Source organism: Paenibacillus sp. FSL M7-0420 (genome assembly GCF_038002345.1).
Classification (GTDB): Bacteria; Bacillota; Bacilli; order Paenibacillales; family Paenibacillaceae; genus Paenibacillus_AQ.
The window spans coordinates 509,685-523,148 of record NZ_JBBOCJ010000001.1 but is presented as its reverse complement, the minus strand read 5'-3'; the positions used below and the strand labels follow the sequence as shown (position 1 = coordinate 523,148).

Below are 13,464 nucleotides of genomic sequence, written 5' to 3'. Positions count from 1 at the left end.
GATTTTCATTAATTATTTACTACTGCAATGAAACATTGCAGTGGGCAAAAGCAGCGGTTTTTCTGATTTTGCCCAAATCAATTAAGTGACATTATTATAGATAGAGACTCTCTACCAAATCTAGAAGACTACTGACTATTAAATAGTATTTTACTTGATTTTGTTTCTAAATCCAACAGGAATATATATTTCATCAAAACCGATTGGTTTTTTTGTAAATATGCTATTGACTTCGAGAGATTCAAAGTAATCAATGTGTAACATATTATACTCTTTTAATAACTTTAAAGCTGATGAGGTAAGTTTATAATATGCCTCTAATGTTAATAAATCTCTTTCTTGGAGTTCGTTAATTAAATCTTCCACTTGAAAAAAACTCAGTCCAAAATTATCACTTATTTCTCTATATGAGTAGCTAGCTTGAACCGAATTAAAATACACTAATATCAATAAGTTTTTATAATCCACTCTTAGTTCCTCCCCCCTCTCTTTTAACTGATAGGTTCTGAGTTGACCTTGTCTTTTTATTACTTCTTCTATTTAGTTGTGTGTATCTCTTAAACAAAGAATTCCATTCTTCTCTCTTTCCAGAGAAATCTTTATGATACCAAAATGAACTAATGGTATTATTAGGTATATTATGAGAAAAACCGACCAAAAGTTGGCTATCCCGAAACCCCATAACATTATTATTTCCTTTTCCCCAAATTGTTTCTTCGAAATCGTGAATTAGCAACCTATGTGAATCATTTAAAAATTTATGGTTTTTGAAAACTTTATCGTATTTATGTTCTGAAATAACAGTTACATCAAGTTTTGATTGAGTGGCTAAATAATTATCAATCACTTCCTGTGCTGTTTCAGTAATAACAATAAGTCTTATGATAATGGATCTTCCAATTAATTTACTCTCATTTGCCTTGAGGAAAGAAACAATGGTTCCACCACTACCAGATATGTCATCAAAAAAAATTAGCGTAGTTATATCTTCGTCTATTTGATCTAAACCAACTTTAATTGTATCTTTGTACAATTCTATACCATTTTCTTTAATGACTTCCTTTAGTAGCATTGTTAAATCAAATGAACTATTTGCTCTACCATCTTTAGAGATCATAGGAATAATACAAACATCTTCCAGAGGGATATTTTTTAACACGTCTATTAATTGCTTATTCATCAAATCTTTAATCTCTCTCTTAGTAAAGAAGATGAATTCTGAAAATAAATGCAACAAAATCTCCTTTATTTCATCTAGAGATGTGTTTTTCAACCATGATACTAACTTACTCTCAATGTCCTTTGTATACAGTTCCTCTTGTCCATATTTCTCCACAAAAACTCGCGCGACTTCAGTTATATTCATTTTTCCCCCTTCAAAAATAAACTGGAAATAGTTTTTGCATTTTATCATTCTTTATAGACTAATATTTTTTCTAACCATGATAAATTTTAGGTATTCTTTGATACTTATATAATCACTCCCTTAGCATTACCAATAGTAATCCTCCTTTTTCATCACCACCTTGCCCCTTACCTAGTTAAAAAGTGATTACTTGAGTGAAGAAGATCAGACTCATAACTCCCCCAGAAATCCCACAAAATGATTTAGTCTTAAGCAGCGGGAGCAAAAGAACACAATCAAGAACAACCTAAAACTGTATAAGTCTTTAAAATGTAGATAAGCTTTTTGAATTGTGTCCACGCATCTCCAGCAATAGATTTCCAATCTATTCTTTTTTGAGAGGCATTACGAGCAGATTCTCATTCGTTCATTCATCAGCTAATTCTTCAATGGACGAAGTTCGTCTTGCTTGTCTCCAAGGCTTACTCAGCTTCATTCAGTCGGTCCTCAATCTTCCAATTTACTAATATAACTCTCCACTGCCCACAATTGAGCTTATCCCGAAACTATTACTGAACCCTGCAAAGCCAATCGCCTCTGCAAGTACGCCTTCAGTTGAGGATCAACACAGTAGATATAGCACCCTTTCGTTCCCCGGGTCATTAAGGTTCGGTAGGTGTTGCGGACAATCTGATCGGCTATGCGGAGGGCTTCGTCCTTGTCTTTTTTGTACAGGGTCTTGAAGCCTGACAGGGACTTATCCGTCTTCGCACGCTTGAAGGGGTCGGTGATGATCCGGTTGTTCTCATAGCGCATATCTTCGCCGATGATTACGCCGACATAATCGAACTCCAGGCCCTGTGAGGTGTGGATGCAGCCTACTTGCTCGATGGATTCAGGGTCGATTGCCCAGGTGGTGGTGTTGCTCAGGTTCCAGCTCATGAAGAATTGGTATTGCTCTAATTGAATGTCATGAACGCCAGGATTATTCTTGCCATCGCTCTTCCAGTCCCAGCAGTAGCCGGCGAGCATTCGGGCCTTGTTATTAATCTGATTCTTGCTGAAGATCTCGTCCCGCAGCTTATTTGGGTCATCGTAGAGCCGGATGTCATACTCGAAGTCGAAGCCGTCGGCGTTCGCCGTCTCCCGAATCTCAAGCACATCATCCAGCCAGGCCAAATATCCGTCCGAGCCATTGCACCGGAATTGGGAGGCCAGGGTCAGCTCCGTGATCTCCGCATCCATTTGCTCCGCATAGTGTCTAATTTGCTCCTTACTGCCCACATCGTGCATTGCAATCTTCTGATATTCATCAATGAAGAATACGGAGAACCGGGAAGCACGGATGATCTCCATCGTCTGATTAATTCCTTTATTTTTGAACAGACCGGACTTCTCATTTAAGCGGTGCGCCTCATCCACAATCAGGCAATCGAATTCATCGGGTAATGCCTCATAATACACGCCAGAGCCCTTGAACAGGTTATCAATCACCGACTTCTTCACGTTCTGCTGAAGCTTCTTCATGTATACAGAACGCGGAGCGCTATTCTTGGTTACATATTGGCAGACAAGTTCCCGGCCCGTCAGTTCTACCAGAAGATTAATGCCAAGCACCGACTTGCCTGTCCCCGGGCCGCCTTCGACAATCAGGACTTGCTTTTTTCCCGACTGGGCCTGCTTCGCTAATCTTAAAGCTTCCTCATAGACGACCTTCTGATCGTCAATCATGATGAATTCCTGGTTACCCTGGAGCATACTGAGGAGTGAATCCTGCAACGATTTGGAGGGTTTAATTTTGCCATGCTCGATAAGGTACAGTGATTGGGTTCTATCGGTCTTTTTGATATAGGTGGTGATAAACCCTCTTAGCTTCAGTGCATCTCCCTTGGAGAAGATCGGTGCTTCCTCAATGTATGGATCATAGACTGGATGTAATAAGGGATCGTTGTCGGTTTGAATGTAGTTATGTAAATAAGCGCACGGATAGAGCTGTACAGCTTCGTTCTGCACGGCCTCATTATAATCATTGATCAGCCTGGCATAAGACCACGCTTGGTAAGATGGATGCGACGTTCTAGTCTTTGTCCGGTTAAAATAGGTTTGCACCAGTCCATCTGCATCCTCAACCGTCTCCACTTCCGTCCACTGCTTAAGCTCAATAATGACCACGGAGTATTGATCCTGCTCGTTCAGGCCTGTGATCATGAAGTCGACTCTTCTCGGGGTCGCTGGAATTCTATATTCAATCGCGATTCCTACGTCATTTGGAATGTCCGATGTGTTCAGTACTTTATATAGATAGTTCATGGAATTGTTCCATGCGTTGATTTCGCCCATGGCGGCCCTGCCGATTTTTTGGACGTACTGGTTATGGATCTTTACCGCAATCGTATCCTCGGTCACATCATCCATAAATTGCTGCTTGGTCGATTCGTAGATAATCATAGAGCTCTCCCCTATTCATTCACTCCTGTGTGCTTTTTTGTGAGCTTCCCTTGGAGCTGGATATGGGGTATTTCTTCGCATTCTTGTCTATCTTCTGAAGGATCGCAGCCTTAACATCGATCTGCAGATCATGGGCCAGCGTTAGCGTGTAGATGAGAATATCCGCAATTTCGTCCTGCATGTCGGAGTAATGCTGCTCTATGGCCTGCTGGCTGTTCTTCCATTGAAAAAGCTCCAGCAGCTCGCTAGACTCCAGCGTGATCGAGAGCGCCAGATCCTTGGGATCATGGAATTGCTTCCAGTCCCTGTCGTCACGGAATTGAATGATTCTCTTCATTAATTCGTCCATGTGTACCCCCGCCTATTTGATCAAATTCTATTTTCCACAATTTCTCTGTATGTAATGATGATAGCCCAATCCATAATGTAAATCTATGATATTTCTAAAATTACACAGAAAAGGACTCCTATTCATTAGAAGTCCCTTAGCTAATTATTTTTAGAAAACAATAATCCTCCCGAGTTTTATGATAATTTTTTGATATCAATGTTCTTTCCATTAATTATATAAAACTGAGAAGAACTTTCGACTGTGAAGATCATTAGCTAATGTAATATAAACTACTAAATGATATAATGTCAGAAAATAAGCAATCTTGTAAGATTGTTTGTATCGGAGGAAGATATGAAAGCACTTGAATTGTTTGCTGGGGCAGGTGGGTTAGCTCTTGGAACAGAAAAAGCTGGCTTTAAACATGTCGCAGTTGCTGAATGGAATTCAGATGCGTGCTCAACATTAAGACTGAACAGACCAAATTGGAATATTATTGAAGGAGACGTAAGACACTTAACATATTCCGATTTCGGTTATGATCTTGATTTGGTTGCAGGCGGGCCTCCATGTCAACCATTTTCTCTGGGTGGAAGACATCAAGCCTGGAATGATGACCGAGATATGTTCCCAGAAGCTATCAGAGCAGTCCGTGAAATCAAACCAAAAGCTTTTTTGTTTGAGAATGTTCGTGGATTGGCTCGCCAATCTTTTTCAACCTACATTGAATATATCGTTTTACAGCTAACCTATCCTTCCTTATCTCGAAAGAATAATGAGTCCTGGCAGGATCATCTGTCTCGCCTTGAAAGACACCACACCGGTACTGGAGGAAATAACCCTGAGTATAAAGTAATTCCCCCTAGAGTACTGAATGCTGCTGACTATGGTATTCCACAACGTCGAGAACGAATTTTTTTCATAGGTTTCCGAGCTGATGTTGATGCTCAGTGGAATTTCCCTGAAGTGACTCATTCTCAATATTCTTTGCAGGTATCTAAATGGGTTACAGGCGATTATTGGTCTTCAAGAAATATAGCTCCGACACAGATATCTCCGTCATCGAAAGCAATAGCAAAGTTGTCACAAGTCACCATGGAAAGCTTATTGGCTCCTTGGGTAACCCTTCGTGACGCAATTTACGATTTACCTGACCCACTTCTAACAACTGATATCACGAATCATGTCTATCAGCCTGGTGCAAAACCATACCCGGGACACACAGGCAGTGTTATGGATGAACCATCTAAAACACTCAAGGCCGGTGCACATGGAGTTCCGGGTGGCGAAAATATGATTGCTTTCCCTGATGGTACATATCGTTATTTAACTATACGGGAATCTGCAAGAGTGCAAACTTTTCCAGATAATTATATCTTCCAGGGACCGTGGAGCGAAGCGATGCGACAGATCGGAAATGCAGTACCGATGGAACTTGCAGCACTAGTCGCACAGAAAATATATGATGTTCTGAACCAAGCTGAGTTACAAAAAAAGCTATTAAAAAGGTGTGTGTAAGTGGTGCCAACTCCAGGATTCGATGAGTTTGAACTTGATCTTGAGCTTGCCTTTAAAAGAGACTTACCGCCATTCATTGAAAGTGTACAGGCAGCACCGTTATCACATGTTAATCTTGCTACAATACCCGCTAAGAAAAACGGAGTGTACCTCCTTATACAGGACGATAGAATTATGTATGTAGGAAAAACAGATTCAAGAGCTGGGTTTCAAAGTCGCTTATCTCGTCATGCAACACATATCCAACATCGAAAAGGACTTGATCCGCTTTCTATATCTTTCAAAGCGATAGCAATACCTGTTTTCAAAAATGCAGATCTTGAAGGAATGCTAATTCAAAATTATGGGGCTCCTTGGAACTATTCAGGTTTTGGTGGTAATGATCCCGGAAGACAAAGAGATACTCAAGAACCAGCGCGTTTTGACGTACAGTATCCAATTGATATCGATATTCCACTGAAATTTGTTCCAATAGGAACTTATAGTTGTGGTGAACTGTTAAGAATTTTATCAGCAAATCTCCCATATACATTTAGATTCGAGAAAAGAGTATACCAAGAAGAATTAGCAGCCACGGTTAATGTTCTTGTGGAAAATATGACAGTAAGAGACCTTCTCGCCCTAGTGCTAGAAAATCTCCCCGAAGGAGAATGGCAAGCTACAGTGTTATTGGGAAGAGTTATTCTCTATCGTGAGCAACGAAGTTATCCTTATTATCAGCAAATAATTCACTCATAAAAATAAGCAAGGAGCATCCTTTTTACAAAGGGCTGCTCCTTATTACTTTCACTACAACTCATCTCAACATAGTAGATATAACACGCCTTTGTTCCCCCCCGGTCATTAGGGTCCGGTAGGTGTTACGAATAATCTGATCAGCCTTGCGAAATGCCTCGTCCTTATCATTCTTCAATATGCTTATATTGTTTTGTTCCATCGTCCACCCCTTGAACAGGAGCCCTACTGTATTGATTGATCCTTCCGTTTTCTTTACGATACAAATATCTGGAACTTCTATCGTCATTAAAAATAACAGTTGTACTCACCAGAGGAGCTTTACCAATTTGAGTATAAATTTCATATATATCATTCGGGTTATACCCTCGTTCTTCTATTAAGTATGTTTCTACTTCGTTCGTTGTTTTATCTCTGAATATTTTTAATCCAACTAATCCTAAAGCGCAAGCCATCAGAACAATTACCAGGAGTAGTATCTTTATTTTTTTCATGGTAAATCCCCCAGTCCCTACGCCTCTATATACTCATCCATAACCTTCTGCATTTGCACAATATGCCGCTTGGCGTGCTGGCACAGGAAATATATGTATTGGTAAACATCAAGCTTCCCCAGGTTGTTTACCGTCATTGTGGTTGTGTAGAGCAGCCCCTCTCCGTTTGCCAGCTCCTTCAAAAGCTCTCTGCATTCGCTAATCTGCTCTTTCAGTAATGTTCTAATCTGTCCTAATTCTTTGTCTCCTGTAGGCTCCATATGCTCTGGTCTAATCCATTCAAAAGCCTTATGCTTCGCTATTGCACCAAGCTCCTGCAGATTAATTGGGCGGGATTCAATCACTGCCCTTACATCTTTCTTTTTGGAGAGTTCAATGGCTTTCCGCTTCCCTTTACGAATGAGAATCAACAGGAAGTGATTGGTTAAGGTTACATGCTCCAATATTTGTTCAATACTCCAGCCAACCTGCGGTTTAAAGGATAGTACGTCGGACTTCAAATCAAACCAGTTTTGATAATCACTTAATGTCTGAGATAGTTCCTGATCAATGAAGCTTATCGCTTGAGTTACATTCATGGCTGGTCCCCCTCCCTTACCCCACCTATTTTACAAATATACTATACTTCACGCTATATTCTTCCTCATATATAAAAACAAGCCCCATCAGCAGCTTGTTACGCTACTGAAAGGGGCTTTGCTGTAATCCAATCCCTTATCGCACCCGCACCCGAAACTGCGGCAGATAATCGGCATTCTGCTCCAGGATGTCGGCCAGCACTTCCTTGGCGAGGTGCTCGTCGCCTACGAGGGGGTGGATCGTTAGGGCTTGGAGGGCAGAGGCGTAATCTCCTCTGACGGCGGCCTCGATCGTTAATTCCTCATAAGCCTTCACGACCTGCAGCAGGCCCCGGATCTGGGGAGGGAGGGGCTTGGTGGGGGCGAGTGCGTGCGGGCCGTCGGATTTGATGACGCAGTTGATCTCGATGGAGACATCGGCGGGCAGCTCAGGAATGATCCCCTGATTGCGCACATTGACGGTCTGGATGTCGCCGGTGTCGTTGTAGATCGACTTCATCAATTGAACTGCGGCTTCCGAATAGTAGGCGCCGCCGCGCTTCTCTAGTTGCGCCGGCTTGCTGTTGACTTCAGGCTGCTTGTAGATCTCGAACAGCTCGGCTTCGACTTTTTTCACGTCATCGGCGCGTGTCTTGCCGGTCTCCTGGTGATACTCGGAGATCTCCCGGTACATCTCTTCCTTCATATAATAGTAACGGTGATAAGGGCACGGCAGCGCACCCACGGACTGAATGAATTCGGAATCCCACTCCAGATCGGGGATGTTGGCCATAGATGGCCCCTTAGCTCCGGCCAGCTTGTTCAGGAAGTCCTCCGTCACATCTTCCCCCTGCATCATCACCCGGGTTGTCCAGTTGAGGTGATTGATGCCGATAATCTCAATGAACATCTCCGCTTGCGGAACTCCATACAGCTCAGCGATCTGCATCTTGGTGCTGATCGGCAGATTGCATAATCCCACAGACTTGACCCGGGAATGCTTGGAGACCGCTTCTGTAATGATCCCGGCCGGATTGGTGAAGTTAATCATGAACGCATCCGGTGCCAGCTCCTCGATATCCCGGCAGATGTCCAGGATGACCGGAATGGTGCGCAGCGCCTTGGCGAAGCCGCCCGCTCCGGTGGTCTCCTGGCCGATGAGATGATGGGCCAGCGGGATTTTCTCATCTCTGGAGCGTGCATCCAGCATACCGACACGGATCTGTGTGGCCACGAAATCCGCACCGCGGATCGCCTCGCGCCGGTCCAGTGTCGTATGTAGCTGGATCGGCTTGCCGCTGGCATCAATCATCCGCTGGGCAAGCTCACCTATGATGTTCAGCTTGGCCGCCCCCGCCTCAATATCGGCGAGATATAGCTCAGCCACGGGAAATTCATCATGATACCGGATCAGGCCTTCCACCAGCTCCGGCGTATAGGAGGAGCCTCCTCCGATCACTGCAAGCTTCAAGTGCTTCTTCTTCATCTGTGATTTCCTCCGTCTCTCTTGAATCGCTCTATTATTGCACTGGTTACAGGGATGCCCAGCCGGTCCATCGCCAGCATCACGGCACCGAACACAGGCGGCAGCTCCGGAATGACCAGTGTGCAGCGGGGCTGCTCTGCCCACACCTCCTGGAGCAATGCATCCAGCAGCAGCGAGTTCCTGCCCGATTGCAGGATACTCCCGGTCAGGACGACCGGCACCTCTTCTTCCCCGAAGCCGCCCAGCCTGCGGATGACAGCCGCCGCAGCGATCCCCAGCTCTCTGCCCATATCCGTAAGCAGCTGGCGGGAGAGCCAATCCCCCGCAGCGGCCGCTTCATGAACAACCAGTGATAGCTCCAGCGGCGCCGCTGTTATCTCATCATCGAGATATCGGTCCACCATCTCTTCGAAGCTTGTAAAACCCAGTCTCTGCGGTATCCGTTCCACCAGCTCGCTGTACGGCTCCCTTCCATCCCAGCAGCGCACCGCTCTGCTGAACGCCTGCGCCGCAAGATAGAAGCCGCCGGCCCGGTCACCGAACAGGGTATCGAAGCCGCCTATCTGCACCGTCTGTCCGAGCCGGTTGCGGCCGGCCGCGTTCGTATTGCTTCCGCAGACAAGCACCACTCCTGTGTTATCCGGGCTTCCGGCACGAAGCCCCTCGAACGTATCGCAGACGATATCCCAGCTCCGTAGCTCCAATTGACTGCTGATTTCAGGATATAGCTTGTCCATATCCGGCCTGCGGTCAGCGCCCGCAAGACCGAACTGCACATGATCGAGCTGGCCGATGCCTACCCCTGCCTTCGCAAGTGCACCGAACAGCGCTCCGCGAATGTTGAGCACAGCCGCCCGAACTCCAATGATCTGATGGTTACCGCAGCCGGTCACTGCCGACCCCAGAATCCTGCCGTTATGATCGGCGATAACAGCGATGGTCTTGCTTCCGCCGCCGTCTACACCTGCTTGATACATAGCTTCCACTCCTGATTGTTCCATTGTTATTTTAATAGTCATAATTGCAGACATTGTTCCTACAAATGCCCTCTCATTGTTACGCTGATATTGCACGTATAGCTTTCCATCAGCTTGAAATCCCGGTTGTTACACAAAGGTTTCTCCGGCTCTTGTTCCGTGATATAATATAACAAATTGCCATCGGAGGACACTTGTAATGACAAAGAGAACAAATAATACATTATACTTCAATATTAAAGAACAACTGCTTAAGCAGATTCAATCCGGACACTATGCCGTTGGAGAGAAGCTTCCCACCGAAGCTGAACTATGCGAGATGTTCTCCGCCAGCCGGACCACCATCCGCCTCGCGCTTAGCGAGCTTGAGATGCAGGATATTCTGGAGCGGCACCAGGGCAAGGGTACCTTCGTCAAGCGGAAGGAGCTCCAGCTTAACCAGAAGCGAAGCTTCACCGAGGATGTGCTGATGAGCGGCAAGGAGCCCACCAGCAAGATCATCGAAGCCAAGGTGACGCCTGCGGAGATCCCGCTCAATGAATTCCTGAATATTCCTATAAAAGCTCCGGTAAACCAGTTATTGCGGCTCCGCTACGCCGATCATGAACCGCTCCTGTACGAAACTACTTATATCGCCTGGGATCTGGCCCCCGGGCTCATCAATGATTATAAGGACGGGTCGCTCTTCTCCTTCCTGGAGTCAGAGTACAACCTGAAGGCCCACCGCTCTGTAGAGCAGCTGAAGCCGGTCCTCGCGGACAAAACCGCCAGCAAGCTGCTGGGTGTCAAAGAAGGCTCCCCTTGCCTGCAGGTGAGAACTTTTACTTATCTGGCTGACGGTTCGCCGCTGGAGTACAGCTTCGGCGTATTCCGGGGGGACTTCCCCAGCTATACGATCGAGCGGCAGTTTGGATGAAGCAGGGCCGGACGGGCATTCACGCAGAGAGCATACGGAGCACCCCTGCATGGGGCGCTCCGGCTCCGTTACCTCCAGTTCAGTTAGCCCTGTTACTCCTTGATAATTTCGAAATATCTCCCCAGCCAGTAGGGCAGTGTGAATACTGAACCCGCCTCAATGCTGCCCGAACGGTAGTTATACCCCGGATTGGCACCGGTCGTCTGGCTGTCATTCTCGAACGGATTGGAGTTATGCTTAATGATCCGCCGTTCATCTGGAGCCAGTGCATAATTCGTCTGCTTATAATCATCGCGGTCACCCGGTTCAATATAGAGGACATCCTGACGGTCCCATTGCACCGGGAATTCAATCTGGAATTCCGGGAAGCGGTACAGGAAGCGGACCGCCGACTGCAGATCGACATCGGTCTTATCCGGGTGCGCAAGCTGGTAGAGGAAGGTGTAGAACGGATTCTCCTCCCGCACCTCATTGGAGTACCACTGGTCATAGGCCGCCACAATCTGCGCATGTCTGCCTGCGTCCTGCTCAAGAGTCACCAGGATGAATACCGGGAACCAGCCCAGCTCCTCATCCGAATAATTGATGTATTGGGTCCAGTCATTATGCAGCGTAGCATTGGTGTTGGTGCCAGCGCCTGCATTGTCCATCGTTACCGGCTGGTTATCGTTCTCGCTGTAAGCATTGGTCGCCTGGCGGACGAGCCTGCGCTCAATATATTCCTGCGCCATCGCCATGTAGCCCTTGCCGTTGATGTATGGCTCTTCCTTGCTGTAGCTGCCTTCAAAAGCCTGCTCATACGCCAGCTCATACTTGGCTGAATCAGCCGGATAGCTCGCTGCGACAATATAGCTTGCCGATTTCAGCGCAGCCATAACCTGGAGTGCGTTGAGCGGGCCGTCCTCGTACCCATAGGACAGCGCATCGTCCCCATTCTCGTCGACGCCGATCTTGGACTTCCACTGTTCCTGCTGCTCCATGGTCCCAACGCTGTCGTTGAAGTATTTGGCGAACCATCTCGACCACTGTGTCGATTTGCCGGTAGCATCCTCAATGTAATAATGGTCGTCCTTCAGGATCAGCTCGGTCATGCGGTGCGTGGTTTCTTCAATGAGGGCTTTCAGCTCAAGCAGCTCAGGATCGGTGCTGTCCCCGATCAGATATTTGTAGGCGGTATAAAACATGGCATAATGGCCATCCACCTCATCTGCCGAAGTATCTGCCTTATACACAATCTGGTTCATGTCGATATGGCCGTCCACAATGGCGCTCTCCGGGAACAGATCATTGAAGAATGACGGGATCTGCTCATATACGGGAGCTGTCAGCTGGAACAGCGGCTTATTATGAAGGCCTGTTGTTTTGTCTTCCTTGGCGTCATTATTGTTCGTGGCGGCCGTAATGACTGGCAGCACCTGATACACTGCGCCGGTTACGGACGTTCCAACCCGTGTCTTGATATCAATCCCCAGCTTCTGGCCTTCAGGACGCGTAAGGTTCAACTCGTCAATGGCGGCTTGGCTAAGCCCAAGTCCATTGTAGTTCAGCACATCCGTGCCTCCGCTCGGGAACAGGGTGGAGCCTTTTTTGTTCTCTGCGTCTTTGGTTACCCTGACCATGGAATAGCCGATCGGCTCCACTCCGTCGTCACGCTGCATGCTTGGAATGATTCCATTCGGGTTGACCATGTCCGGCCCAACGAAGTTCTGGAACCAGAAGCCGTTCTGGGACTGGTAGCCATAGACTGAATTATCCACTGTAGCCGCACTGGCTTCGCTGGTCAGCATATAGGAGCGTGCCGGGAAGCCGTTGCCGCGGCCGGAGACATAATCGAGCAGCAGTACGGCCTTGGTCGCTCTAAGCGCTGCGGCTCTGGCCGCTGCAATCTCTGCCTGCTCCCCGGAAGCCGGGCTTGTTCCGTACTGCTCCTGCAATGCTTTATAGCGGAAGATTTCGCCCATTGCATACATCGCTGTCCATAGACCGTCATTATCGCTGGTGGTAGGCGTGGATGTGAATACGCCGGTCGCAGAGTTGTAATTGACCGCATCCAGCGTGCTGTCCGTCTCTGTGAAGGTGAAGCCTGCGCCATGCACCATGCCGCGCCGGTCCAGGATCGACTGCACTAGATCCTCGTAGATAAAAGATTTGTCATGCAGCGTCTTCTCCGGCATCGCAATATGCGTGACCCCGCTCGCCGTACGGACCCAAATGCCGTTCTGCCCGTCACTGGCCAGTCCCGTCACATGATCGTCTCCGCCATACAGATACCTCGGTCCAGCCATATACTGCACAATATCCTTGGTGTCGCTTGCGCTGAAGTCCACCCGCTGTAAGCCGGTCTCCGTTCCAATCCAGTAGACTCCCCCGTCCAGAACCACACTGGTAACATCGCCGATGACCGAGAGCGGCAGGAATTTAAGTGCTGAAGCATCGGTGACCCATTCAATGTTGCCCGGGATAGAAGCCGATCCGGCTTTGTAATAGGTCATTTCTTTGGTCTGCACAGCCTCCAGCTGAACCGGAGAGTACGCCGAGCCAGACAGCTTCTCCGCAAGCACGGGCGCCGCCGGCAATACGAACAACGTTAAGGCAAGCAATCCACCCGTGATCTTCATGCCAGTTCTTTTCATCTTGTCCATGGTAAGCTCCCCTTT

The 13,464-nt window shown here is 47.1% G+C and carries 12 protein-coding genes; 3 read left to right on the top strand and 9 right to left on the bottom strand.

Translation table 11 applies throughout. The features are described 5' to 3' along the window. Positions 1–150 precede the first annotated feature (150 nt). The 4 genes from MKX51_RS02295 to MKX51_RS02280 all read right to left on the bottom strand — a co-directional run bounded on the left by MKX51_RS02295 (position 151) and on the right by MKX51_RS02280 (position 4,142). Positions 151–468, bottom strand: a complete 318-nt coding sequence (locus MKX51_RS02295) for a hypothetical protein (protein ID WP_340991054.1) — start codon at positions 466–468, stop codon at positions 151–153. Then, positions 458–1,366, bottom strand: a complete 909-nt coding sequence (locus tag MKX51_RS02290) for a phosphoribosyltransferase-like protein (RefSeq protein WP_340991053.1) — start codon at positions 1,364–1,366, stop codon at positions 458–460. The genes MKX51_RS02295 and MKX51_RS02290 overlap by 11 nt, the downstream gene beginning before the upstream one ends. 534 nt (positions 1,367–1,900) lie before the next feature. Further along, positions 1,901–3,793 (bottom strand): DUF2075 domain-containing protein, encoded by a 1,893-nt coding sequence (locus tag MKX51_RS02285; protein ID WP_340991052.1) that lies wholly within the window; start codon positions 3,791–3,793, stop codon positions 1,901–1,903. 19 nt (positions 3,794–3,812) lie between these two features. Then, the gene (locus tag MKX51_RS02280) at positions 3,813–4,142 is read right to left on the bottom strand and encodes a nucleotide pyrophosphohydrolase (protein ID WP_340991051.1); all 330 of its coding nucleotides are present in this window, start codon (positions 4,140–4,142) and stop codon (positions 3,813–3,815) included. 336 nt (positions 4,143–4,478) lie between these two features. On the opposite strand from MKX51_RS02280, the gene MKX51_RS02275 reads away from it, so the two are divergent. After that, positions 4,479–5,642: a DNA cytosine methyltransferase gene (locus MKX51_RS02275; RefSeq protein WP_340991050.1), complete on the top strand. Its 1,164-nt coding sequence runs from the start codon at positions 4,479–4,481 to the stop codon at positions 5,640–5,642. 3 nt (positions 5,643–5,645) lie between these two features. After that, positions 5,646–6,380 carry a hypothetical protein gene (locus tag MKX51_RS02270; protein WP_340991049.1) on the top strand — a complete coding sequence of 245 codons (735 nt, stop codon included), beginning with the start codon at positions 5,646–5,648 and terminating at the stop codon, positions 6,378–6,380. A gap of 164 nt (positions 6,381–6,544) precedes the next feature. Here MKX51_RS02270 and MKX51_RS02265 read toward each other — a convergent pair whose 3' ends face one another. From MKX51_RS02265 to MKX51_RS02250, 4 genes are all read right to left on the bottom strand, one after another. Beyond that, on the bottom strand, positions 6,545–6,871 hold the full coding sequence (locus tag MKX51_RS02265) for a DUF3139 domain-containing protein (protein WP_340991048.1): 327 nt from the start codon (positions 6,869–6,871) through the stop codon (positions 6,545–6,547). A 17-nt stretch (positions 6,872–6,888) separates the two neighbouring features. After that, on the bottom strand, positions 6,889–7,449 hold the full coding sequence (locus MKX51_RS02260) for a DinB family protein (protein ID WP_340991047.1): 561 nt from the start codon (positions 7,447–7,449) through the stop codon (positions 6,889–6,891). A gap of 136 nt (positions 7,450–7,585) precedes the next feature. Next, a complete protein-coding gene (locus MKX51_RS02255) occupies positions 7,586–8,914 on the bottom strand; it encodes a 6-phospho-beta-glucosidase (protein WP_340991046.1) in 1,329 nt (442 codons plus the stop codon). Further along, positions 8,911–9,891: an N-acetylglucosamine kinase gene (locus MKX51_RS02250; RefSeq protein ID WP_340991045.1), complete on the bottom strand. Its 981-nt coding sequence runs from the start codon at positions 9,889–9,891 to the stop codon at positions 8,911–8,913. Before MKX51_RS02250 ends, MKX51_RS02255 begins: the two co-directional genes overlap by 4 nt. A gap of 199 nt (positions 9,892–10,090) precedes the next feature. Here MKX51_RS02250 and MKX51_RS02245 point away from each other — a divergent pair, with 199 nt between their 5' ends. Further along, positions 10,091–10,807 carry a GntR family transcriptional regulator gene (locus MKX51_RS02245; RefSeq protein WP_340756997.1) on the top strand — a complete coding sequence of 239 codons (717 nt, stop codon included), beginning with the start codon at positions 10,091–10,093 and terminating at the stop codon, positions 10,805–10,807. Positions 10,808–10,899: 92 nt separating this feature from the next. On the opposite strand, the gene MKX51_RS02240 is transcribed toward MKX51_RS02245, so the two are convergent. Further along, positions 10,900–13,449, bottom strand: coding sequence for a hypothetical protein (locus MKX51_RS02240; protein ID WP_340991044.1), 2,550 nt, complete (start codon positions 13,447–13,449; stop codon positions 10,900–10,902). Positions 13,450–13,464: the final 15 nt, after the last annotated feature.

Coding starts and splice junctions, on each gene's coding strand:
- MKX51_RS02290 (WP_340991053.1), bottom strand. CDS start 1,366: ATGAATATAACTGAAGTCGCGCGAGTTTTTGTGGAGAAATATGGACAA.
- MKX51_RS02285 (WP_340991052.1), bottom strand. CDS start 3,793: ATGATTATCTACGAATCGACCAAGCAGCAATTTATGGATGATGTGACC.
- MKX51_RS02280 (WP_340991051.1), bottom strand. CDS start 4,142: ATGGACGAATTAATGAAGAGAATCATTCAATTCCGTGACGACAGGGAC.
- MKX51_RS02275 (WP_340991050.1), top strand. CDS start 4,479: ATGAAAGCACTTGAATTGTTTGCTGGGGCAGGTGGGTTAGCTCTTGGA.
- MKX51_RS02265 (WP_340991048.1), bottom strand. CDS start 6,871: ATGAAAAAAATAAAGATACTACTCCTGGTAATTGTTCTGATGGCTTGC.
- MKX51_RS02260 (WP_340991047.1), bottom strand. CDS start 7,449: ATGAATGTAACTCAAGCGATAAGCTTCATTGATCAGGAACTATCTCAG.
- MKX51_RS02255 (WP_340991046.1), bottom strand. CDS start 8,914: ATGAAGAAGAAGCACTTGAAGCTTGCAGTGATCGGAGGAGGCTCCTCC.
- MKX51_RS02250 (WP_340991045.1), bottom strand. CDS start 9,891: ATGTATCAAGCAGGTGTAGACGGCGGCGGAAGCAAGACCATCGCTGTT.
- MKX51_RS02245 (WP_340756997.1), top strand. CDS start 10,091: ATGACAAAGAGAACAAATAATACATTATACTTCAATATTAAAGAACAA.
- MKX51_RS02240 (WP_340991044.1), bottom strand. CDS start 13,449: ATGGACAAGATGAAAAGAACTGGCATGAAGATCACGGGTGGATTGCTT.